Source organism: Amycolatopsis sp. FDAARGOS 1241, from assembly GCF_016889705.1.
Classification (GTDB): domain Bacteria; phylum Actinomycetota; class Actinomycetes; order Mycobacteriales; family Pseudonocardiaceae; genus Amycolatopsis.
In genome coordinates this window covers 3592808-3613688 of sequence record NZ_CP069526.1, presented here as the reverse complement: position 1 = coordinate 3613688, position 20881 = coordinate 3592808, and the positions used below count along the sequence as shown (strand labels likewise).

The following is a 20881-nucleotide window of genomic DNA, read 5'->3' as shown; positions in this document are numbered from 1 at the left end:
ATCCATGGAATATCGTAGCTCAACGCGGGGGACGGACCGACGCGACCACGAGGAGGCATGTCGTGAGCTTCTCCACCGAGCACCTGATCCCGTTGATCGACGAGGGCCTCGGCAACAGCTCCTACCTCGTGGACCTCGGCGACGGCCGGGCGCTGGCCGTGGACGCCGGCCGCGACCTGCGCGACCTGCGCGCCGCCGCGGCCGGGCACGGCCTGCGGATCGCATTCGCCGCCGACACCCACCTGCACGCGGACTTCCTCTCCGGCGCCGTGCAACTGGGCCACGACCACGGCGCGACGGTGCTGGCTTCGGCCGCGGGGAAGCGGGAGTTCCCGCACACCGGGCTCACGGACGGCAACGAGGTCGACCTCGGCGGGCTCACCCTGCGCGCCCTGGCCACTCCGGGACACACCGACGAGCACCTGGCGTTCCTGCTGCTCGACGGCGCCCGCGAACTCGGCGTGTTCACCGGCGGGTCCCTGATCGTGAACTCCGCCGCCCGCACCGATCTGCTCGGCGCCGACCGCACCGAGGAGCTCGCCCGCGCCCAGTACCGCTCACTGCACCGGCTGATCACTCTGCCCGACGACGTCGACGTCTGGCCCACCCACGGCGCCGGCTCGTTCTGCTCGGCCCCACCGGGCACCGACCGCACCACCACCATCGGAGCGCAGAAGCACGCCAACCCGCTGCTGGCCGCACCCGACGAAGACACGTTCGTCCGGGCGCTCGTCGCCGGCTTCGGCACCTACCCGCGCTACTTCGAGCGCCTGGCCGAGGTCAACCGCCGCGGGCCCGCCGTCGTGGCCGGCACCCCCGCGCTGCCCGCGCTCACGGCCGCCGACGTCCGCGCCCACCTCGCCGCCGGTGGCCACGTCGTCGACGTGCGCCCGGCGGCCGACTTCGCCGCCGGCCACATCCGCGGCGCCCTCTCCATCCCGCTCCGGGACCAGTTCGCCACCTGGCTTGGCTGGCTACTGCCGGACACCGCGCCGCTCGTGTTCGTGCGCAACCCGGACCAGCAGGTGAGCGACCTCGTGTGGCCGGCCTACAAAATCGGCTACGAACGCCTCGTGGGCCACCTGGCCGGCGGCATGGCCGCGTGGAGTGCCGAGGACGGCCCGCGCCAAACCACCGTCTTCGCCGACCCCGCCCACACCGGCGGGCAGACGTATCTCGACGTGCGGCAAGCCACTGAATACCGTGCCGGCCACGTGCCCACCGCCATGCACCTGGAACTCGGGTCTCTCGCCGCACACGCGGCCGACGTCCCGCCGGACGCGATGATCGCGTGTGGCCACGGCGAGCGGGCCATGACCGCCGCCAGCGTCCTCGAACGCGCCGGACGCACCGACGTGACCGTCCTCAATGGAGGTCCGGCCGACTACGCACGCGCCCACGACCTGCGTCTCGCGGCCGGCGACGGGCCACGGTGAACAACGCCGCCACCCACGCCGCCGCGCCCGTCCGGCTCGGCCTCCGGGAGAACTGGCTGCAGTTCAGCCTGCTCGTCGTCGTCAACGTCTGCGTCGGTGCCCTCGTCGGGCTCGAACGCACCACGATGCCCCTCATCGGCACCGAGACCTTCGGCTTGACCAGCGATCTCGCCGTCTTCTCGTTCATCATCGCCTTCGGCCTGACCAAAGCGGCCACAAACCTCGCCGCCGGCGCCCTCACGGCCCGCTACACCCGCCGCCGGCTGCTGATCACCGGCTGGCTTCTGGGCATCCCCGTCCCGTTCGCCCTCGCCTGGGCACCCGCCTGGGGCTGGCTCGTCGCCGCCAACGTGCTCCTCGGCCTCAACCAGGGCCTGACGTGGTCCATGACCGTCAACATGAAGATCGACCTCGTCGGCCCCGCCCGCCGCGGCCTCGCCACCGGGCTCAACGAAGCCGCCGGCTACGTCGCCGTCGGCGGGGTCGCGCTGCTCACCGGCTACCTCGCCACCACCCACGGCCTGCGCCCGATCCCCGAACTCATCGGTGTCGTCTTCGTCGCCGCGGGCCTCGGGCTGTCCCTCGTCGTCCGCGACACCGCCGCCCACGTCGCACTCGAACTCGCGCAGCACCCCAGCCCCGGCGCCCGCACGCACACCGGCCTCGCCGCCACCTTCGCCCGCACCACCTGGCGTCTCCGCCCCCTACGCGGCGCCAGCCAAGCCGGCTTCGTCAACAACCTCAACGACGGCCTCACCTGGGGCGTGTTCCCCCTGCTGTTCACCGACCACGGCCTCGGGTTCGCCGCCGTCGGCCTGATCAAAGGGCTCTACCCCCTGCTGTGGGGCCTCGGCCAGATCCCCATCGGCCAGCTGTCCGACCGCATCGGCCGCAAACCCCTCATCGTGTCCGGCATGCTCGTCCAAGCCGCCGGCTTCGTCCTCGCCTTGGCCCTGCTGCACTGGCCGCTGCTCGCCGGGGTCCTCTCCGCAACCGCCCTGGGGCTCGGCACCGCCATGGTTTACCCGACACTCATCGCCGCCATCTCGGACCACGCACACCCCTCCTGGCGCGCCATTGCCCTCGGCACCTACCGCTTCTGGCGCGACACCGGCTACGCGGCCGGCGCCCTCCTCGCCGGCCTCCTCGCCGACGCCCTCGGGCTCAACGCGACGATCATCGCGGCCGCGGTCCTCACCGCCGCCTCAGGGCTGCTCGCCGCCCGCTGGCTCTCCGGCCCCCACGAGGACAGCCCCGGCAACGACTGAACCGCCGAACGCAATCGCGGCCCTCAGGGGTAGATTCATCAAACGAGGTTGATGTATTTTCAAGCGGTGTTGTCGTCCGATGGGCCGCCGCCGTTCGTGCGGCTGCTCGCCGATCCGGTGCGCTGGCGGCTGGCGCGTGAGCTGGCCGGCAGCGACCGGCGAGTGCGGGAATTGGTCGCGGCGCTCGGGCAGCCGCAGAACCTCGTGTCCTACCACCTGCGGCAACTGCGAGCGGCGGGAGTGGTGACCGCGCGGCGCAGCAACTACGACGGGCGCGACAGCTACTACCACCTCGACCTCGCCCGATGCGCCGACGCGTGGGCCGAGGCCGGGGCAGCGCTGCACCCGGCGATCGGCTCGCCTGCGACCGGCCGGCGGCGTTCCGCGCGCGCACGGGTGTTGTTCTTGTGCACCGGCAACAGCGGGCGCTCCCCCCTGGCGGAAGCACTGCTGCGGCACCGGTCCCGGGGCGCGGTCGAGGTGGCCAGTGCCGGCAGCCACCCGAAACCGCTGCACCCGGACGCCGTGCGCGTGGCCGCTGAGTACGGCATCACGCTCGAACACGAGCCGACCCATTTGGATGCGGTGCGGGACAAGCGGTTCGACTGGGTGGTCAGCCTGTGCGACCGGGTCCGCGAGGTCCGCCCGCGGTTCCCCGGCCGGCCTGTGACGATCCACTGGAGCCTGCCCGATCCGGCCCGGGAACCCGATCCCGGCGGGGACACCCTGCCCGCGTTCCAGCGCACCGCCGCCGAGCTGGACACCCGGATCCGGTTCCTGCCGCTGTCCCTCACCACCGACGCTGAGGAGAGCCGACCATGACGACCGACCTGGAAACCCTGGTGAGCGTGCGCTACCTCGTCGACGACGTCGACGCCGCGATCGCCTTCTACACCCGGCACCTCGGGTTCACCGTGCGGACGCACTTCGCCCCCGCGTTCGCCGACGTGACCCGCGGCAACCTGCGGCTGCTGCTCAGCGGCCCTGCGAGCTCGGCCGGCCGCGCGATGCCGGACGGCACGAAACCCGGCCCGGGTGGCTGGAACCGCATCCACCTGATCGTCGAAGACATCGACGCCGAGGTCGCCCGGCTGCGCACAGCGGGTGTCGAGTTCCGCAGCGACGTCGTCACCGGCCCCGGCGGCCGCCAGATCGTGCTGGACGACCCCGCGGGGAACCCCGTCGAGCTGTTCCAGCCCAGGACCTGACCCGAGTTCCCGAGGAGAACCCCACATCATGACCACCGGCAACCCGCCCGCGCTCGCGCGGCGGCTGGGCACCGGCGACGCCGTCGTCATCGGCCTCGGCTCCATGATCGGTGCCGGCGTGTACGCCGCGTTCGGACCCGCCGCGAAAGCAGCCGGCAGCGGCCTGCTGATCGGGCTGGTGCTGGCCGCAGTCGTCGCGTACTGCAACGCGGTCTCTTCGGCCCAGCTCGCCGCGCAGTACCCGACGTCCGGCGGCACCTACGCCTACGGACGGGAACGCCTCGGGCCGTGGTGGGGGTTCACCGCCGGGTGGGGCTTCGTCATCGGCAAGACCGCCTCGTGCGCGGCGATGGCGCTGACCTTCGCCACCTATGCCGTGCCCGGGCCGTGGTGGCTGCAACGCCTCGTCGCCGTCGCCGGAGTGCTCGGCCTCGCCGTGCTCAACACCCGCGGCGTGACCCGGACCGCGCAACTGACGCGGATCCTGGTCACGATCACCCTCGTCGCGCTCGCGGCCGTGGTGCTCGGCATCGCCTTCGGCGGCTCGGCTTCCCCGGCGCACCTCGGCGGCGTCGGGACGTGGACCTCCGGTGGGGCGTACGGCATTCTGCAGGCCGCCGGGTTGCTGTTCTTCGCTTTCGCCGGCTACGCGCGCATCGCCACGATGGGCGAGGAAGTCCGAGACCCCGCCCGCACCATTCCCCGCGCGATCCCGCTCGCTCTGGGGATCGCCGTGCTGGTGTACCTGGTCGTCGGGGTCGCCGCGCTACTGGCGTCCGGACCGGCGCGCCTCGCCGAATCCGCCGCCCCGCTCACCACGGCCGTCACCGACGCGGGCGCCGGTGGGCTGGCCCCCGTGGTCCGCATCGGCGGCGCCGTCGCCAGCCTCGGCGCTCTGCTCGCGCTGATCGCCGGGATCGGACGCACCAGCCTCGCGATGGCCCGCAACCGCGACCTGCCCGGCCCGCTGGCCGCCGTGCACCCCCGCTACCGAGTGCCCCACCGCGCCGAACTCGCGCTGGCCGTCGTCGTGTCGGTGCTCGTGCTGACCGTCGACCTGCGCGGTGTGATCGGGTTCTCCTCCTTCGGCGTGCTCGTCTACTACGCCATCGCCAACGCCTCGGCCTTCACCCAGCAGGCGCCGCACCGCCGCTGGCCCCGCTGGCTACACGTGCTCGGCCTGCTCGGCTGCGTCGTGCTCGTCGCGACCCTCCCGTGGCCCTCGATCATCGCCGGGCTGGCCGTCTTCGCCATCGGCCTCATCGGCCGCCTGCTCATCCGCCGCCGGCGCACCTCCGGCGGCACGGATCCCGAGTAGCTGTCGGGCGGCGATCCGCAGCCGGCCCACACCAGCGGACTGCCATGGCCACGGCCCCAGGTGGTGACGGCCGGCACGTCGGCGATGCCGCGGGAATCGGCCGAGGCCCGTTCCGCTCGCGCGCGGCACGAGGATCAGCGGTGGTCCAGCAGCTCCACCAACGCCGCGGGCGCGGCGGCAGGACCGCTGAGGGGTCGCCACGGGGCCCCGGCCCGGGCGGCGAAGTGCGCCGCCTCTTCGCAGTCCTGCGCGGGCGCCAGGATGAGCAGCTCCTCGCAGGACCGCGCCGCGGGGACGGGATCCTCGTCGTCAGTCGCGCGGCAGTCGGACAGCAGGAGCACGACCTTGCGGGCCGCACGGGAAGCCGTGAGCTGGTGGGACGCTTCGCGCAGCGCGGTGGCCAAGGCGGTGACGCCGTGGCCGCGCAGCGACAGCACCGAGTCGACGACAGCGGCACGCGTACGGACCGACCACAGTGGACGGATGACGTCCGTCTTCCGGGCGAACGAGACCACGGCGTGGTCACGGGGTGCCCGCCAGGCGCAGGCAGCCGCGGTCACGGCGGCGGCGGCCAGGCGGCGGCCGGTCATCGAACCGCTCGTGTCGATCAGCAGGCACAGCGCGAGTTCCGGCCGGGCCCACTGCCGGGCGACGAGCTCGTCCGGGCGGGGCGCGCGGGCCCCGGCCGCCGCGTCGAGCAGTTCCGGCATCGACGCGTCGAGGTCCAGCTCACCCCCGCGGTCGGCTCGGACGTGGCACAGGCGGCCGACCCCGCGGCTCCTCGCCACTGCCTGCCGGGCGAGGTCGAGCACGAGGCCGGTCGCCAGCCGCCGGGCGGCGGCGCGCAGCTCCTCGTCCGTGGCCGATGCCATTTCGACCAGCAGCGACACCGCCTGGTCGGGGTCGTCCCGGAAGACCGTGTCGAACGCGGTCTCGTCGAGCACACCCACCTCGGGCGAGATCTCGCCGAAGCGCGCTTGCTTCGCCAGGTCGGCGCGCGGGGTGCTGCGCACCCCGGAACCGGGCCGTGGCCGGGGTTTGGAGGGGCCCGCCGGTGGCGGGCTCACGCTTCCCCCGGCGAGTCACCTCCCCGGCGGTCGCCCTCGGCGGGTTTCGCCCCGAACACGGCCGTGTAGAGCTCCTCGATCACCGCTTCGGCAGTCCGGCCGCACCCCTCGCGCACGGCGACCCGGCCGGACAGCCCGACCATCGCGGCGTCGAACCCGACCTGCCAGTCGAGCAGTTCGGAGTCGCGGATCCGGGCGAGCGACACCGCCACCCGCACGACGTCGATCGCGCCGCGCACCGACGAACCGACGCGCAGGTCGTCGTGCTCGCGCGTGCGCCGCACGAGGTCCACGACCCGGTCGCGCCAGGCCCCGGGCACCTCGGGCGAGCGCCGCGCCACGATCTCGCTCTCTTCGCCGTGGGTCTGGTACCCCATGACGATGCGGCAGACCCGGTCGTACACCGCCGCCGAGATGCGGGCCGTGCCGATCGCGTCGAACGGGTTCATCGCCGCCACCAGCCGGAATCCCGCCGCCGCGACGAGCACGCCGAGCCGTGGCACGTGCAGCTCGCCTTCGGACATCACGGTGATGAGGACGTTGAGCGTCTCCTCCGGGACCCGGTTGACCTCCTCGACGTAGAGCAGCCCGCCGGACCGCAGGGCTTCGACGAGCGGACCGTCCACAAAGGTCTCGGCGGTGTAGCCCTTGGCGAGCACCTGCGACGGGTCGAAGTGCCCGATCAGCCGCGCGGGGGTGAGCTCCGCGTTGCCCTCCACGAACACGAACTCGGTGCCGTCCCGGTCCGCGATCGCGCGCAGCAGCGTGGTCTTCCCGGTGCCGGGTGGCCCTTCCAGCACGACATGGGCCCCGGCGTCGAGCCCGGCGAGCAGCAGCTCGATCTCCCGCTCCCGGCCGACGACCGCGTGGCCGAAGGCCCGGGGGCCGGGCTGCTCACCCGGCCCCCGCACCGCACGCAGACCGCTCACGGCGCGTCGTGGACCAGCACGCCGCGGACGTTGCGACCTTCGAGCAGGTCGTCGTAGCCCTGGTTCACCTCGTCGAGCGTGTACGTGCGCGTGATGATCTCGTCGAGCTTGAGGTCCCCGCTCTGGTACAGGCCGAGGATCTTGGGGATGTCGGTCGTCGGGTTGCAGTCACCGAACAGCGAGCCCTTCACCGTTTTCTTGAACAGCGTCAGTATCGAGCCCGGCAGCGTTACGTTGGTGACCGACAGCTTGTTCAGCCCCGTCAGCACGACCGTGCCACCCTTGCCCGTCGCGTTGAACGCGCCGGTGACGATGTCCTCGGTGACGACCCCGGCGGTGACGATCGTCTTGTCCGCGCCGTTGCCGTTGGTGAACGACTGCGCCAGCTCCGCCGCTTCCTCCGGCGTGGCCACGGCGTGCGTCGCGCCGAGTTCCATCGCCTTCTCGCGCTTGTTCTCCAACGGGTCCAGCGCGATGACGTTCTTCGCACCGGCGTATCGCGCGCCCTGCACCGCGTTGATCCCGATCCCGCCGACGCCGGACACGATCACCGTCTCGCCCGGCTTCACGTCCGCGGCGTTGACGGCCGAGCCCCATCCCGTCGGCACGCCGCACCCGACCAGCACGGCTTTGTCGAGCGGGAGGTCGTCGTCGACCTTGACCGCCGAGTTCTGGTGGATCACCGAGTACTGGCTGAACGTGCCGAGCATGCACATGGCGCCGTACTCGCGCACCGCTCCCGGCCCGCTGAAGGGGAACCGCTCCCCCGGCAGGTAGCCCTCGAGGATCGTGGCGCCCATGTCGCAGATCGCCTGCTGGCCGGTCGCGCACCACCGGCACGTGCCGCAGTTCGGGATGAACGAGCAGACCACGTGGTCCCCCGGCTTCACCCGGGTCACGCCGGGGCCGACGTCCTCGACGATGCCCGCGCCCTCGTGCCCGAGCACCATCGGCAGGCGCGCCTCGAGGTCGCCGTGCGCGATGTGCACGTCGGAGTGGCACAGCCCGGCGTGCGTGTAGCGGATGAGGACCTCGCCCTGCTGCGGTCCGTCGAGGTCGAGCTCGACGATCTCGATGGGCTTGCCCACCTCGTAGACGACTGCTGCCTTCGTCTTCATCTCCTGAACTCCTTTGTTCGGACGGATCGCGTCACGACGCGATGGTGACGGCTTTCGTCGCCGGGTGGAGGTGGGCAACCGCGGCCGGCAGGGCGGAGGGCACCGTTGCCGTCACCTGACGCCTCCTCGGGTCGGGGCCGAGGCCATGGTCACCCCGCGGCGAAGGGTCGGACTGTTACAGAACTGGACAGTCCTCGGCGATCTCGAGCGCCTGCATGCGCCGGTACAGCGTGGTACGGCTGACCCCGAGCTCCCGCGCGGCCCGCAGTTTGTTCCCGGCATTCGAGCGCAGCGCGGTGACGATCGCGTTGCGCTCAGCGGCCTCCCTTCCGCCCAGCCGGCGCGCTTTCGCGGTCGACCGGTACTGCTTCGGCAGCTGGGCGAGGTCGACGATCCCAGTGCACGGGAGTCTGCTGACGTGCCGTGCGACGGAGCGCAGCTCGTGCAGGTTCCCCGGCCACGGGTGCCCGCGCAGCGCGGCGAGGGCGCCGCCGGTGAACCGCGGCCGCCACTCGGGCCGGTCGGCGCGGATCATGGCCGACAGCAGCGCCGGGAGTTCGCCTGGGCGCTCGCGCAGCGGGGCCAACACCTGCGCTTCGTCGCAGCGGGCGACGACGGCCGCGGCGGCCGCGGGCAGCTCGTCGGCGGGGCAGGTGGTCAGTACCAGCTTCGCCGGGCACCCGTCGTCCAGAGCGGCGGCGAGCGGGACGAGGAAGGTCTCGGGCAGCAGGTGCACGTCATCGACGACGACCGTCGTGCCCGGCCGCGCCGTGAGGTCGGTGAACCGGGCGGCCCACGCGCGCGGCTCGAGCCGCAGCGCGGTCGCCGCACCGAGGACCTCGACGCCGCTCGCCCCGCCCGCGCCGCCCGCCACGGTCGAGCGGCCGGTGCCCGGGTCGCCGGTGATCAGTGTGGCGCGGCCGGTGCGCGGCGCTTCCGCGCGCGGAACGAAGGAGCGCCCGGTCGTGCGGCACACCCGGAACACGGCGCCGTCGGGCGTGCCGTCGACGCGTTCGGCGGTGACCGCGACGTCGATCCCGTCGGCAACCGCGAGCGTCGCGGTGAGGGCACCGCGCCGGGGCACGTCGGGCAGCAGCGTCCGCAGCAGGGCCGGATCGCCCGGGCGCAGCTGTTCGATGCACGCATCGGTGGCGAACACGACGTCGCCGCCGAGCACCGCGACCGGCGCCGACCGGCGTTGCGTGGCGTGCTGGAAAGCCAGGAACAGCCGGCGTTCGCCGGCGCGGGCACCCTCGACGATCACGTCGCGGATGTCGGCGACGGCGCGGCTGACGAGCGGTCTGAACAACGGGTTCTCGTCGTCGCTCATGCCGGTGATGTCGAGGACGCCGTCGAGCCGGCCGGTGAGCGGGTGGTGGATCGGGTGGCCGTAGCAGCTGAACCGCTTGAGCGCGTGTGCGTAGTGCTCGGCGCCGTGGATCACCACCGCCTGGCGGGATTCGCAGGGCGTGCCCAGCGCATTGGTGCCGACGCGGCCCTCCGCGAAGTGGGAACCGAGCAGCACGCCGATGTTCTCCAGTTCGAGCTGCAGCGGCCGGTGCCCGAACCAGCGGAACACGAGCCGGCAGTCGCGATCGGCGAGCAGGACGCAGAAGCGCGTGCCTTCGAGCTGCCGCGTGAGCCGGTCCAGGACCGGACCGGCGGCGACCATCAGCCGGCTGTGCGCGTCGACGTCCGCGAGGGAGACGACGCCGGGATCCAGATCGGGTGCGACCCCGAACAGCTGCGAACGACGCCAGGAGTCCGCGATCTGCGGTCGGAGTTTCGCGTCGTGGTCCGGCAGCTGCGCGAGTGGCAAGACTCCTCCCGACTTGCGAACACCTTCGTTCGTTCCGTCGACGTTACCGGTCGTGTGCGGATTCGGCCAGGTCAGAACCCGACAGGCGTCGTCGCCGCCGAGCCGAGCTCGGCCCGGAACCCTTGCGGGACAACGAGATCCGCCGCGGTCTGGTCCCGGACGCCGCGCTTGCCGAGGGCCGGCAGGGTGGAGTCGATGCCCACCCGGAGCACGTCGAGGACGTTCTCCACACCGGCCTGCCCGTTGGCGGCCAGGCCCCAGAGGTAGGCGCGGCCGATGAGCACGGCACGGGCGCCCAGAGCGAGCGCTTTCGCGACGTCGCTGCCGCGGCGGATGCCGCCGTCGAGCAGCACTTCCACCTGGTCACCGACGGCGTCGGCGATCGCGGGCAGGGCGCGGATGGTGGCGGGCGTGCCGGCGAGGTTGTTGCCGCCGTGGTTGGACACCGAGATCGCACTGACCCCGGCATCGACGGCGCGACGAGCCTCATCGACGCGGATCACGCCCGTCCCACGACGGGCGCGGGGTCTGCATCCACTGCCCGTAGGCGCCGAAGAACGTCGGCGCTTCTTCGCCGGGTGCGGCCGTGTTCGGCACCGACAGGTCGGGCAGGCGGCGGGTTCCGGCGTGGCCGTAGAGCCAGCGCGGCCGCAGCAGACCTTCGGGGGCGAAGCGCCCCAGTTCGCGCGTGGTGAGCCGTTCCGGGATGTGCGGGCTGCCCCAGTCACGGCTGTGGCAGAACGACCAGTCCAGCGTCAGGATGATCCCGACGGCGCCGGCAGCCCGGGCACGCTTCAGGCGGCGCACGAGGTCGTCGCGGGTGCCGGTCCAGTACACCTGGAAGTGGGTGTCCGGGTTGGCGGCGATCACCGCCTCGATCGGCTTGCTGCCGAAGGACGACAGGCCCATCGCCCTCCCGCGCGCAGCCGCCGCACGGGCGACGGCGACCTCGCCTTCCGGGTGCGCCGCCGGCACGCCCGTCGGGGAGCGCGCCGTGAGGACCTACGTCGGCAGGCGGATCGGCCAGCCCGCGATTCGCTCTACCCCTTGGCGGTCGGCCGGGTGGTGTTCGCGGCGTGCCGCGCGGCCTACGAACACTGGTCCGCTCGCGCGGACGCCGACCTCGCCGTGTACTGGGACGCGTCGCTGCGGGCCGTCGCGTCGGGCTGCGCAGACCCGTCGCTCACGGCCGCGCCGTCTCCCGCGGCCGAGTGGACCGGCTGCACGCCCCGGCGAAATTCGCTGACTCGGCGCGAACCCGCGCACTACCATGGCCGAGCGGCGACGACCTGGAGTAAATCGTCCGGCGCTGACTCGGCAGGGCGCAGGTTCGATCCCTGCCTCCACGTCGGCCTCAGCTTGGAGTAGTTCAGCAGGCAGAACACCCGGCTGTCTCCGGGAGGGCGCCGGTTCGAGTTCTGCCTCCAAGTCTCGTCTTCAGCACGGAGTGGCACGTGGCGCACGAAGCGTCGGCCCGGTACGCGTACGGCCGGCTGGAGCGCGCGGTCCGCAGCGCGGCGTCCGCAAAGGACAGTGCGGCGCGGCGGCGCGCGCGGGCCAAGATCGCGCAGAGGCAGGGTGTCCTGGCGGGTATGGCGGACGGGACGCTGCGGATCGGGTCGCGGACGCCGGTCGCGGACACACCGGCGTGGGTGACGCTCGAGATGGCCCACGGCGGGTTCGCCACGGGCCGCTACCTGCCCGAAACCCCCTTGACTGAAAGCGAAACCGCGCTCGCGCCGCCCGGCGGGCCGGGGACGACGGAGCGCGAGCGGCTCAACCTCTGGGTACCTCACCGACGCCGGCCTCGACGCGCTGCGCGGCATGCTGGCCACCGGCACGTATCGCGTCGACGTGCCCGAAAACGCCGCGCTGCCGGTGGTGGCGTGCCTGCTGGACCACGCGCACGCGGAGGCCGCGCTCGACCTGGTGGCCGAGCTGCGCCCGTTGCTGCACCGGCTGCGCCTCGCACCAGCGCCCGGTGCGGCGCCGCGGCCGGCGGGCGCGCTGGCGCGGGTGAGCACCGTCGGTGAGGTCCGGACAGCCCTGCATCGGGTCGTCACCAAGCCCGCGCTGGTGGCGATGCTGGAAGTGCTGCGCCTGTGGCACCCGCTGTACGACCGGCTGGCCGCCCTCTGGTGCGAAACTGTCGACGGCGAGGGCGGGTGGCCGTGCCGCGAGTGGCCGGCCGGGTGGGCCGAACGCCGGGCGCGGTGGCTGGCCGACTACCACGAAGCGGTGATGCGCAGCACCGCGCTCACGTCCCGGACGCACCCGAAGAGCAACTTCGCCCGCTTGCATCGCGCCCTGCTCGCCTGCGAACACGACAGTCACGCGCTCACCGGCCGGGACGTCGGCCGGGTCCGCCGCGCGCTGGCGAACACCATCACCAAGCACGGCGCGCCCGGGCTCGGAACCCCGCGCCGGTCTCCGCGCGACGCAGGTGGCCGTGGCGGCGAGGCCGACGTACGCGGAGCTCGCGGCGGTGCTCGCGGCCCGGCTGGACCGCTACCCGACCGACGGTGGCCTGCCCGAACTCTCCGTCACCGACGAGCCGGGCCCCGACGGGCGGCTGGTGCCGGACCACCTCGTCGCGAAGGTGCGGCGCGCGCTGGAGGCCCCGATCGACGAGCTGGTCGCCCGCGACGTGATCACCTCCGGCGACGTCCTCGCGACCGTGCTGCCGCAACTCACCGCGCAGGCGATGGCCGCGAACCTCGAGGACGGTGAACTGGCCGCGCTGTACGCGCAGACGTACGCGGCTTTCCGGCGGCGCCGGAGCCTCCTGCTGCTCGATCTCGAGCACCAGGTCCGGCTCGGAGAACTGCCGTGGCTGCGCGCGCTCGAGCCGCTTCGCGCGCACCGGCCCGGCGCCGTCGTGGCCGCTCGGCACACCCTCACCCAGACGGTGCTCGTCGCCCTCACCGCGTTCCCGCAGGCGATCCTGCCCAACACCCTCGTGCGTGAACTGGGCGCACTCGCGGAGCAGGCCGGCCTGTCCCTGCCACTGGTGGAGGAAGTCGCGGCGGACATCTTCGCCGGCACGTTCACCGCGAAGTGGCGCACCGCTGCGGAGATCACCAGCCGTACCCTGGCCGGCACCCGCTACGCGCGGTACTACTCCCTGCCCGACGCCGCGGCCTGGGCCACGCGGGCGGAAAGCCGGTTCCGCCGCTTCGGCACGCGCACGGCCGAAGACTTCGCAGCAGTCTGCGAATCCCGCGCTGCCGAAGCCCGTGCCGGCGATTCCGGCAGCCACACCCCCGCCAACGCCACGATTCTCGAACAGGCCCAGATCGTCACCACGCACAACCTCGCCGCGCTCGTCGACGGCCTCGGCTTGCTGCCCCACCTCCAGGACCCGGCGCCCGGCCTGGCCACCGCCGCGCTCGACTGGCTGGTGCACCACCTGTCCCCCCGCGTCGACGACTGGCACGCGGCCCACCAGACCGTGAAGAACGCGGCCTACGCCTGGCGCCAGGCCCTGTTCTTCCTCAGCTTCTGCCCCGAGGAGAGCCGGCGGAGCGCATTGGAGCACCTGCGCGAGCAGGCCGTCCGGACCGGCGTAGCGCCCGGCTCGCCCCCGCGATCGACGGCCTCGCCCACGTGCTCGACGGTGGCCGCTTCACCGAGTCCGGCACCGTCGCCGGCGGTCCTGGCCGCCGGTTCCTCGGCTGGGCCACCGGCACCCACTGGTACCTGGCCGACCGGCGGCGCCGCTGACGGTTCAGTCCGCTTCGGCGAGTTCCGCCAGCCGGTCGAGAGAGGCACGCAGCTTGTCCGGTGTGGTCGCGCGGGCGCGCACGAGGCGCTTCTCGTCGGTGAGGTTCGTCCAGTCGTAGGCGTGGGTCACGCGGGTGCGGCCGTCGTCGAGGGGAACCAGGTCCCACCGCCAGAGGTGCCCCGGCGGTTCGTTGTCCGGTTCGGACGGCAGCCACGCGATGCGCCGCGCCTCTTCGAACTCGACGATGTGGTTCGCGCGCACCCCACCGGAGGTGAGGAGCATGGTGAACACCTCGCCGGTGCCGCGGACGCGGCGCGGGTCCTGGGCTTCGGCGAGGTTGTCGTTGCCGTCCCAGCGGGGCTGGTGCGCGGGATCCGCGATGAGCTCGAAGATCCGGGGCGCGGCGGCGGCGATGACGCGGTCTGCGGTCACGACGGTCGGGAGCACGGAGTCGGTCACGCCACCGATTGAACCACCGCGGATCGACCTCACCCAGCCGTGCGGTGCGCACAGTGGCGGCAGCACCGTCAGCACCACCGCGAGCGCCCCGGCCGGGGCGCGGTCGCCCGGCACGAGCGCAGGCACCACAGCCGGCGCGGCGAACGTCCGCAGCCCCGTGTCGCCGCCCCGCGGATCGTCACCACGCGGACGCCGCACAGTGGGCGACCGGGTGGTCCGCCTCCGCGGCCTTCGGCGCTTCGAGGACCAAAGACCCTTTTCGGCGCGACCGCGAGCAGGCGAGGGTCGGACCAGGCGACGACCGAACGGAGAACCCGTCATGCAGACGCGCGACATCATGACCACCCCCGTGGTCACGGTGGCTCCTTCCGCCTCTCTCGCCGAGGCGGCCGAGCTGATGACCCGCCACGGGTTCACGACGCTGCCCGTCGTGGACCGCTCGGGCAAGCTCCTCGGCCTGGTGAGCGAGACGGACCTCGTGCGCGCCGGGTTCCCCGGCGAGCCGGTCGCCGGCGACCCGGACACCGGCGCGATGCTTGGCAGCCACCGCACCGTCGGAGCCGTTATGCGCACCCCTGGGGTCGTGGCGGCGACGGATCTCGGCACGGCGGAACTCGGCAACTGCATGGCCGAAGCCGGGGTGCGCGCGCTGCCGGTCATGGACCGGGGCGCGCTCGTCGGCATGGTGACGTTCCAGGACGTGCTGCGGGCGCTCTGCCCGCAGCACGACCGCCTGCACCGGAATTCGATCAGGTCCTGAGTGGACGGTCAGCGCGCGGGCACGTCCGGCGTGGTGCGGACCGTGGTCACCTCGCCGGCCGGCCGGCGGGCCGTGGTCCGGACGGGCAGACCGTAACCGAGCCGCAGCAGTGTGTGCGGCCGGCCGATCCCGCGGAAGAGCTCCAGCAGCGATGCCCGCGTGCCGGGCGTTTCGAACGGCTGCGACACGAACGTCGTGGCCAGGCCTTCGATGGTCGCGGTGAGCAGCACCCGCTGCAGGGCCAGCCCCGCGCGCACGTCGGCGGGGGTGCCGTCGTCGCGGGTCAGCACGACCGCCAGCGCCGGATCCTGTTCGAAGGGGTGCGGCGCGAGGTCCGGATTCTCGTGCGACGAGCGCAGCGTCAGCGCCCCGGGGGTTTCGGCCCGCGGCCCGAACGCGCCCGTCGGCACCCCGTCCGGGCCGTCGGGCGTGCGGCGGGTCCAGCGCGCGGTCTCGGTCACGAAAGCCGCGTCGGCGACCTGCTCGGCGTCGGCGCGCCGGACGAGCGACGTCACCGTCGAGTAGCGCCCCGAAGAGTCGAGGAACTCCAGCAGCCCGCCCTCGCCCAGTGCGGCCGCCTTCAGCCGGGCGCGGGCAGTGGCGCCGACCGGCTTCGCGGACAGCGGACGGCGGTTGGAGTGCCGGCGCCACACCGCCTCGGCCAGCCGGCGGTCCGGTGGGGTGGCGCGCAAGGTCCCGTCGACCCGCACCACGGCCAGCAGGTCCCGGTCGGAGGCGTCGGGCACGATCCGGAGCACGGCGCTGAACCCGCCGACCCGCAGGGCGAGCAGCAGGTTGTACACCGCGGCCCCGCACGCGAGGCGGGCCTCGCACGCGGTGGGGTCCGCGACGGTGAGCACCCGGTCGCGGTCCAGCCACACCTCGATCCGCGGCCCGTCGACCACGAACCGCCACGGCTGGGTGTTGTGCGGCGACGGCGCGCGGACCGCGGCCGAGAGGGCTTGCTCGACGGCGGCAGCGAGTGCGGTGGTCATCGGGGCCTCCGGGTCGGCTTCGTCAGTCCGTCTGCCACGGCAGGGTGCCGGGGAACTCGCCCGGCAGCAGGTCACCGAGGGGCCGGCGTGGTGAAGGGGGCACGGGCACCACCGGGTGGCCGTAGCGGAAGATCACCTGCGGCAGCCCCGGCAGCTCCAGCCGTTCGGCGAGCAGTTCGCGGAAGCCGAGCAGGTGCAGCGGCTGGGTCAGGACCGAGCCGGCGAGGCCGCGCGCGGTCGCTTCCAGCCACGCGCGCGCGCACGCGGCGCCGGCCGCGAGGTGCTCGCGACGGCTGTCCCCGGCGGTGCAGAACACGAGCAGGTGCTCCATCTGCAGCCGCGCGGTGAGATGGTCGTCGTCGGGTACCGGCGTGTCCCGCCGGACCAGCCCGGCGGCGGGCAGCGAGTCGTCGCAAAGCGCGTCTTCGGGCACGCCTTCGTCGGCACCGGCCGCCCGGGGCCCGAAGGTGTGCGCGGTCCACGCCCCGAGCTCGCGCTGGTAGGCCGCGTCGGCGCGGAAGACCCGCGTGGCGAACCCCAGCATCACCGCCAGCGCGTCGCGGTGCTGTGGGGCCACCACGCGCACGCGCGGCTCGTCGCCCGCCGCCGCCACGGCCGCCTGGTCCACTTCGGACACCGGCTCGGTGGCGAACCACCGCCGGTGGGTGCGGCGGCGCCCGATGGCGTGGAACCGCGCGAGCGCATCGTGATCGGGACTGACGCCCGGGACGGCGTGGACCGTGGCCACGACCTCACCCTCGGCGGGGCACCACGTGGTGGCCGCCCGGCACAGCACGCGCGCGGCCAGCTGCAGGTGCGCCAGTGCCGCGCCGCAGGACAGGGTGCGGTCACGGCCCTCCGGGTCGTGGCTGGGCAGCGTCACGGACGTGCGTTCGAGAAGATCGACGTCGGTGTGCCGGACCCGCATGCTCCACGGCTGTGTGTTGTGCACGGACGGGGCGCGGCTCACCGCACGCGCCAGCACCGCGATCTCGGAAGGCGCGAGGTCCGTCGCCGGGGCCGAGGTCATATCCACCACTCCTGAGCCGGAGACGGTCGCTCCGGCGAAACCCATGCTCGCCGCCGCGTCCCGCCCGCCGATGGGGCCCAAAGTCCCCACCCGGGCGGCAGACGTCCCGGCACCCCGCGAGAGCTCGGCAAAAGCGGCGGTCAGGACAACGGCGCGGTCCACTCCAGCCGCACACCCCGGCCCGCGCGCGAGTCGACGGTGAACGTGCCGCCCAGGGATTCGGCGCGGTCGCGCAGGTTGCCGAGGCCGCTGGTGGCCACGTCCGCGGGCAATCCCGCGCCGTCGTCGGCCACCGCGACGCGGATTTCGCCCTCGCGCACGGAGACCGATACGGTGAGCGTCGCCGCGCCCGAGTGGCGCACGGCATTGCTGACCGCCTCACGCACCACCGCCTCGACGTGGTCGGCCAGCTGGGGCGGAACTGTGTCCAGCGTGCCGGCCATGCTCACCGTCGGGTGCAGCGGCGCGTCGTCGGTCAGTTCGGCGATCGCGTCGTGCAACCGGTGCCGCAGGCGGGTCTCCCCCGCGACGCCGCCGTGCAGGTCGAAGATCGCCGTGCGGATCTCGTGCACGATCTCGTGCATCTGGTCGATGCTCTCCTGCAGGCGCCGCCGCAAGTCGGGGTCCTGCGCGCGGCGCTGGGTGCCCTTCATCGCGAGCCCGACCGCGAACAGCCGCTGGATGACGTGGTCGTGCAGGTCGCGCGCGATGCGGTCGCGGTCGGACAGCACGTCGAGCTCCCGGGCCGCGCGCTGCTGCGCGGCCAGTTGCAACGCGAGCGCCGCCTGGTCCGCGAACGAAGCGACGACCGGCAGCTGCGCCGTCTCGAACACCGGCGCGCCCGGTTCGCGGGTGACGATCAGTACCCCGGACGTGCGGTCCCCGGCCCGCAGCGGTACCACCAGCGCCGGTCCGTAGTGGTGGCCCGGGGCCAGGACCAGCTCGGGCACCCGGCGCGGGGTGCGGTCGCGGTAGACCGAGCCGGGCACAGTGCCCGTGACGCCGATGCGCAGCCCGGTGAGCAGCTCCTCCGGCCCGCCCGCGCACACCGACACCGTGAGCTCGTCCGTCTCGGTGTCCCAGTCGTCGTCGGAGTCGAGCCGGCCCGTCCCGGGCAGGGCCAGCACCGTCACGTCCGAGCCGGTCAGCTCGAGCGCCCGGCTGGCGATCAGGTCGAGCGCGTCGACGGGGTCCGCGCCGGCGAGCAGCTCCGTGGTGACCTCGCCGGTCGCGCCCAGCCACCGCTGTCGCATCCGCGTCTGCTCGTAGAGGTGGGCGTTCTCGATCGCGATCCCGGCCGCGGCGGCGAGCGCCTGCACGATGACCTCGTCGTCGTCGGTGAACTCGTCCGCGCCCCGCTTCTCGGCGAGGTAGAGGTTGCCGAACACCTCGTCGCGCACCCGCACGGGCACGCCGAGGAACGAGTGCATCGGCGGGTGGTTGGCCGGAAAGCCCACCGACGCGGGGTGGGCCGAGATCTCCCGCAGCCGTAGCGGTTTCACGTCGTCGATGACCACGCCCAGCAGGCCGTGGCCTTCGGGCAGGTGCCCGATCCGCTCGCGCGTCTGCGAGTCAATGCCCTGGTAGACGAACTCGGCCAGCGGGCCGTCGTCCCCGAGCACGCCCAGCGCGCCGTAACGCGCCTCGCCCAGGTCGACCGCCGCCTGCACGATCCGCCGCAGCGTGGTGTCCAGCTCGAGCCCGGACGCGACGGCGAGCACGGCGTCGAGCAAGCCGTCCATCTTATCGCGCGTGCCGATCAGGACTTCGATGCGTTCCTGCAGGTCGCGCAGGGTTTCCCGCAGCCGCAGCTGCGACAGCGTGCCGGACAGCCCGCGGCCGCCCATACCCGGTTCCGTCGCGGGCATCCCCTCACCCTCCCTTGCGTTGCCAGCTGGCCCCCGGTCGAGAGATGACTTTCTGCCCTGTGCATCCGGGCAGGAACCACCCAAGCTGGCGATGACGACTGTTCACCAACGACACTCCGCCGCTTTGCGCGGCGCGGGGAGACCCATGACGCTCCGAGTGACTCCGGCCGGACGGCTCAGCGCCGATCAGGTGATCTCGGTGCTGCGTGCGGCGACGCTGGCACCGTCCACGCACAACACCCAGCCCTGGCTGTTCACCACCGGCGCAGAGGGCATCGAGCTGTACGCGGACGCCGACCGCGTGCTGCCCATCGCCGACGCCGACCGGCGCGAGCTGCTCATCTCGTGCGGCGCGGCGTTGTTCAACCTGCGCACGGCGATCCACGCGCTGGGCGTGCACCCGGACACCACGGTCTTCCCGCGCCGTGACGAACCCGATCTGCTCGCCGTGGTCCGGCCTCGGACGGCGACCCCGGTCGACCGGCGGCTCGCGGAGCTGGCACAGGCCATCCCGCGGCGGCACACCAACCGCACACCGTTCGGCGGCGAACCGGTTCCCCCGTCGACCGTCGGCCTGCTGCGCCACGCCGCCGAAGCCGAGCAGGCCTGGCTTCCGCAGCTCGACGAGAACCAGCTCACCGGCCTGCGCGAGCTCGTCCACGAAAGTCACCTCCTCCAGGAGCGCGATCCGGCCTTCGGCGCGGAGTGGCGCCGGTGGACCGGCCGCGCCCCCACCAGCCGGGACGGGGTGCCGTTCGCCGCCGGCGGCTCCACGGTCGCCGACGACACCTGGGTCCTGCGCGACTTCGGCGACCCGGCCGCGCGGGCTCTCGCGGCCCCGCCGCTCGTGGTGGTCGTCGGGTCGTTCGGCGACACGCCCGCCGACCGGCTGCGGGCCGGCCAGGCGATGCAGCGGGTGCTGCTGACCGCCACGGCCAACGGGCTCGACGCGTCGTTCATCTCCCAGCCGGTCGAGGTCCGCGCCACCCGGGTCCGACTGCGCCATCTGCTCGGCGACGGGCTGTGGCCGCAGATCGTCCTGCGCATCGGCCACGGCTCGCCGGTGGCGAGGACCCCGCGCCGGGCGCTGGCGGACGTGCTCCTGGAGCCGCCGTCGCTCACCGCCTGAACGCTACTCCTCTTTCCGCTCACGCAGTTCCGTCGCGAGCACGGCGGCCTGCGTGCGCCGCTCCAGGCCCAGCTTCGCCAGCAGCCGCGAAACGTAGTTCTTCACCGTCTTCTCCGCGAGGAACATGCGCTCGGAGATCTGGCGGTTGGTCAGCCCCTCACCGATCAGCTCCAGCAAAGTGCGCTCCTGCTCGGACAGCTGTGACAGCGGGCCCTTCTTCTGGGCGCCGGCGCGCAGTTTCGCCATGAGGGCCGCGGCGGCGTGCGCGTCCAGCAGCGACTTGCCGGCCCCGACGTCGCGCACGGCCGACACGAGGTCGACGCCCTTGATGTCCTTGATGACGTAGCCGCTGGCGCCGGCGAGCACGGCGTCGAGCATCGCCTGCTCGTCGGTGTAGGACGTGAGCATCAGGCACTTGAGCTCCGGTAGCTTCGACAGCAGCTCGCGGGCGAGCTCGACGCCGTTGCCGTCCGGCAGGCGGACGTCGAGGACCGCGACGTCCGGGCGCAGCGCGGGGATCCGGGCCAGCGCCTGGGAAACGCTGCCGGCCTGCCCGACGACGGTCAGGTCTTCGTCCTCCAGCAGCTCGGCGACGCCACGCCGCACCACTTCGTGGTCGTCCACCAGGAAAACCCGCAGCATCGGTCCTCCTCGCACCTCCCGCACAGCGGTGCGCCGTGCGCCACCCCGAGCCTACGACTCGCAACGGGCCGGCAGCGACGACCGAAGTCCCGCGAACCCCGCGGCCGGTCC

General features: G+C 73.3%; 19 protein-coding genes, 1 tRNA gene and 1 pseudogene. 9 read left to right on the top strand and 12 right to left on the bottom strand.

The genetic code is table 11. The annotated features are described in order from the left end of the window. Positions 1-62 precede the first annotated feature (62 nt). Genes I6J71_RS17715 through I6J71_RS17695 form a run of 5 tightly spaced genes read left to right on the top strand, consistent with a single transcriptional unit; the run spans position 63 to position 5230 of the window. The gene (locus I6J71_RS17715) at positions 63-1436 is read left to right on the top strand and encodes a rhodanese-like domain-containing protein (protein WP_204095707.1); all 1374 of its coding nucleotides are present in this window, start codon (positions 63-65) and stop codon (positions 1434-1436) included. After that, positions 1433-2704 carry an MFS transporter gene (locus tag I6J71_RS17710; protein WP_204095706.1) on the top strand — a complete coding sequence of 424 codons (1272 nt, stop codon included), beginning with the start codon at positions 1433-1435 and terminating at the stop codon, positions 2702-2704. Before I6J71_RS17715 ends, I6J71_RS17710 begins: the two co-directional genes overlap by 4 nt. 51 nt (positions 2705-2755) lie before the next feature. Next, positions 2756-3526, top strand: coding sequence for an ArsR family transcriptional regulator (locus I6J71_RS17705; RefSeq protein ID WP_204095705.1), 771 nt, complete (start codon positions 2756-2758; stop codon positions 3524-3526). Beyond that, a complete protein-coding gene (locus tag I6J71_RS17700) occupies positions 3523-3912 on the top strand; it encodes a VOC family protein (protein WP_204095704.1) in 390 nt (129 codons plus the stop codon). Before I6J71_RS17705 ends, I6J71_RS17700 begins: the two co-directional genes overlap by 4 nt. A gap of 28 nt (positions 3913-3940) precedes the next feature. Next, complete coding sequence (locus I6J71_RS17695) at positions 3941-5230, top strand: APC family permease (RefSeq protein WP_204095703.1); 1290 nt, start codon at positions 3941-3943, stop codon at positions 5228-5230. A 134-nt stretch (positions 5231-5364) separates the two neighbouring features. Here I6J71_RS17695 and I6J71_RS17690 read toward each other — a convergent pair whose 3' ends face one another. The 5 genes and pseudogenes from I6J71_RS17690 to I6J71_RS17670 all read right to left on the bottom strand — a co-directional run. Further along, on the bottom strand, positions 5365-6243 hold the full coding sequence (locus tag I6J71_RS17690; protein ID WP_239154970.1) for a vWA domain-containing protein: 879 nt from the start codon (positions 6241-6243) through the stop codon (positions 5365-5367). Positions 6244-6293: 50 nt separating this feature from the next. Further along, positions 6294-7226 (bottom strand): MoxR family ATPase, encoded by a 933-nt coding sequence (locus tag I6J71_RS17685; RefSeq protein WP_204095702.1) that lies wholly within the window; start codon positions 7224-7226, stop codon positions 6294-6296. Continuing rightward, positions 7223-8344: an NDMA-dependent alcohol dehydrogenase gene (locus I6J71_RS17680; protein ID WP_204095701.1), complete on the bottom strand. Its 1122-nt coding sequence runs from the start codon at positions 8342-8344 to the stop codon at positions 7223-7225. The genes I6J71_RS17685 and I6J71_RS17680 overlap by 4 nt, the downstream gene beginning before the upstream one ends. Positions 8345-8519: 175 nt before the next feature. Continuing rightward, positions 8520-10163, bottom strand: a complete 1644-nt coding sequence (locus tag I6J71_RS17675; protein ID WP_239154968.1) for a sigma-54-dependent Fis family transcriptional regulator — start codon at positions 10161-10163, stop codon at positions 8520-8522. 71 nt (positions 10164-10234) lie between these two features. Beyond that, positions 10235-11150: pseudogene (locus I6J71_RS17670) on the bottom strand (alpha-hydroxy-acid oxidizing protein); the annotation flags it as partial. On the opposite strand from I6J71_RS17670, the gene I6J71_RS17665 reads away from it, so the two are divergent. Both I6J71_RS17665 and I6J71_RS17660 read left to right on the top strand, forming a co-directional pair. Beyond that, positions 11124-11531, top strand: coding sequence for a hypothetical protein (locus I6J71_RS17665; protein ID WP_239154966.1), 408 nt, complete (start codon positions 11124-11126; stop codon positions 11529-11531). The pseudogene I6J71_RS17670 and the gene I6J71_RS17665 sit on opposite strands and share 27 nt — an antisense overlap. After that, a tRNA-OTHER gene (locus tag I6J71_RS17660) sits at positions 11522-11593 on the top strand. Before I6J71_RS17665 ends, I6J71_RS17660 begins: the two co-directional genes overlap by 10 nt. A gap of 346 nt (positions 11594-11939) precedes the next feature. On the opposite strand, the gene I6J71_RS48335 is transcribed toward I6J71_RS17660, so the two are convergent. The 3 genes from I6J71_RS48335 to I6J71_RS17650 form a co-directional block, all read right to left on the bottom strand. Next, positions 11940-12272, bottom strand: a complete 333-nt coding sequence (locus I6J71_RS48335) for a hypothetical protein (protein ID WP_239154964.1) — start codon at positions 12270-12272, stop codon at positions 11940-11942. A 277-nt stretch (positions 12273-12549) separates the two neighbouring features. Beyond that, entirely contained in the window at positions 12550-13701 is a 1152-nt protein-coding gene (locus tag I6J71_RS48330) for a hypothetical protein (protein ID WP_239154962.1), read from the bottom strand. Positions 13702-13890: 189 nt separating this feature from the next. Continuing rightward, positions 13891-14667, bottom strand: coding sequence for an SRPBCC family protein (locus tag I6J71_RS17650; RefSeq protein WP_204097112.1), 777 nt, complete (start codon positions 14665-14667; stop codon positions 13891-13893). Between I6J71_RS17650 and I6J71_RS17645 the strand changes: the two genes are divergently transcribed. Continuing rightward, entirely contained in the window at positions 14666-15106 is a 441-nt protein-coding gene (locus tag I6J71_RS17645; protein WP_204095700.1) for an HPP family protein, read from the top strand. The genes I6J71_RS17650 and I6J71_RS17645 overlap by 2 nt on opposite strands. An 8-nt stretch (positions 15107-15114) precedes the next feature. Here I6J71_RS17645 and I6J71_RS17640 read toward each other — a convergent pair whose 3' ends face one another. From I6J71_RS17640 to I6J71_RS17630, 3 genes are all read right to left on the bottom strand, one after another. Then, complete coding sequence (locus tag I6J71_RS17640) at positions 15115-16101, bottom strand: hypothetical protein (protein ID WP_204095699.1); 987 nt, start codon at positions 16099-16101, stop codon at positions 15115-15117. 22 nt (positions 16102-16123) lie between these two features. Beyond that, a complete protein-coding gene (locus I6J71_RS17635; RefSeq protein ID WP_204095698.1) occupies positions 16124-17131 on the bottom strand; it encodes a nitroreductase family protein in 1008 nt (335 codons plus the stop codon). A 140-nt stretch (positions 17132-17271) separates the two neighbouring features. Beyond that, the gene (locus tag I6J71_RS17630; RefSeq protein WP_204095697.1) at positions 17272-18999 is read right to left on the bottom strand and encodes a GAF domain-containing sensor histidine kinase; all 1728 of its coding nucleotides are present in this window, start codon (positions 18997-18999) and stop codon (positions 17272-17274) included. 145 nt (positions 19000-19144) lie between these two features. Between I6J71_RS17630 and I6J71_RS17625 the strand changes: the two genes are divergently transcribed. Beyond that, entirely contained in the window at positions 19145-20128 is a 984-nt protein-coding gene (locus I6J71_RS17625) for a nitroreductase family protein (RefSeq protein ID WP_204095696.1), read from the top strand. 3 nt (positions 20129-20131) lie between these two features. On the opposite strand, the gene I6J71_RS17620 is transcribed toward I6J71_RS17625, so the two are convergent. Then, entirely contained in the window at positions 20132-20770 is a 639-nt protein-coding gene (locus I6J71_RS17620; RefSeq protein ID WP_204095695.1) for a response regulator transcription factor, read from the bottom strand. Positions 20771-20881 lie beyond the last annotated feature (111 nt).

What these genes read in the sequence shown, in the direction of transcription:
- I6J71_RS17680 (WP_204095701.1), bottom strand. Translation starts at nt 8,344, where the DNA reads ATGAAGACGAAGGCAGCAGTCGTCTACGAGGTGGGCAAGCCCATCGAG.
- I6J71_RS17650 (WP_204097112.1), bottom strand. Translation starts at nt 14,667, where the DNA reads ATGACGGGTTCTCCGTTCGGTCGTCGCCTGGTCCGACCCTCGCCTGCT.
- I6J71_RS17645 (WP_204095700.1), top strand. Translation starts at nt 14,666, where the DNA reads ATGCAGACGCGCGACATCATGACCACCCCCGTGGTCACGGTGGCTCCT.
- I6J71_RS17635 (WP_204095698.1), bottom strand. Translation starts at nt 17,131, where the DNA reads ATGACCTCGGCCCCGGCGACGGACCTCGCGCCTTCCGAGATCGCGGTG.
- I6J71_RS17705 (WP_204095705.1), top strand. Translation starts at nt 2,756, where the DNA reads ATGTATTTTCAAGCGGTGTTGTCGTCCGATGGGCCGCCGCCGTTCGTG.
- I6J71_RS17625 (WP_204095696.1), top strand. Translation starts at nt 19,145, where the DNA reads ATGACGCTCCGAGTGACTCCGGCCGGACGGCTCAGCGCCGATCAGGTG.
- I6J71_RS17630 (WP_204095697.1), bottom strand. Translation starts at nt 18,999, where the DNA reads ATGCCCGCGACGGAACCGGGTATGGGCGGCCGCGGGCTGTCCGGCACG.
- I6J71_RS17640 (WP_204095699.1), bottom strand. Translation starts at nt 16,101, where the DNA reads ATGACCACCGCACTCGCTGCCGCCGTCGAGCAAGCCCTCTCGGCCGCG.
- I6J71_RS17620 (WP_204095695.1), bottom strand. Translation starts at nt 20,770, where the DNA reads ATGCTGCGGGTTTTCCTGGTGGACGACCACGAAGTGGTGCGGCGTGGC.
- I6J71_RS17695 (WP_204095703.1), top strand. Translation starts at nt 3,941, where the DNA reads ATGACCACCGGCAACCCGCCCGCGCTCGCGCGGCGGCTGGGCACCGGC.
- I6J71_RS17700 (WP_204095704.1), top strand. Translation starts at nt 3,523, where the DNA reads ATGACGACCGACCTGGAAACCCTGGTGAGCGTGCGCTACCTCGTCGAC.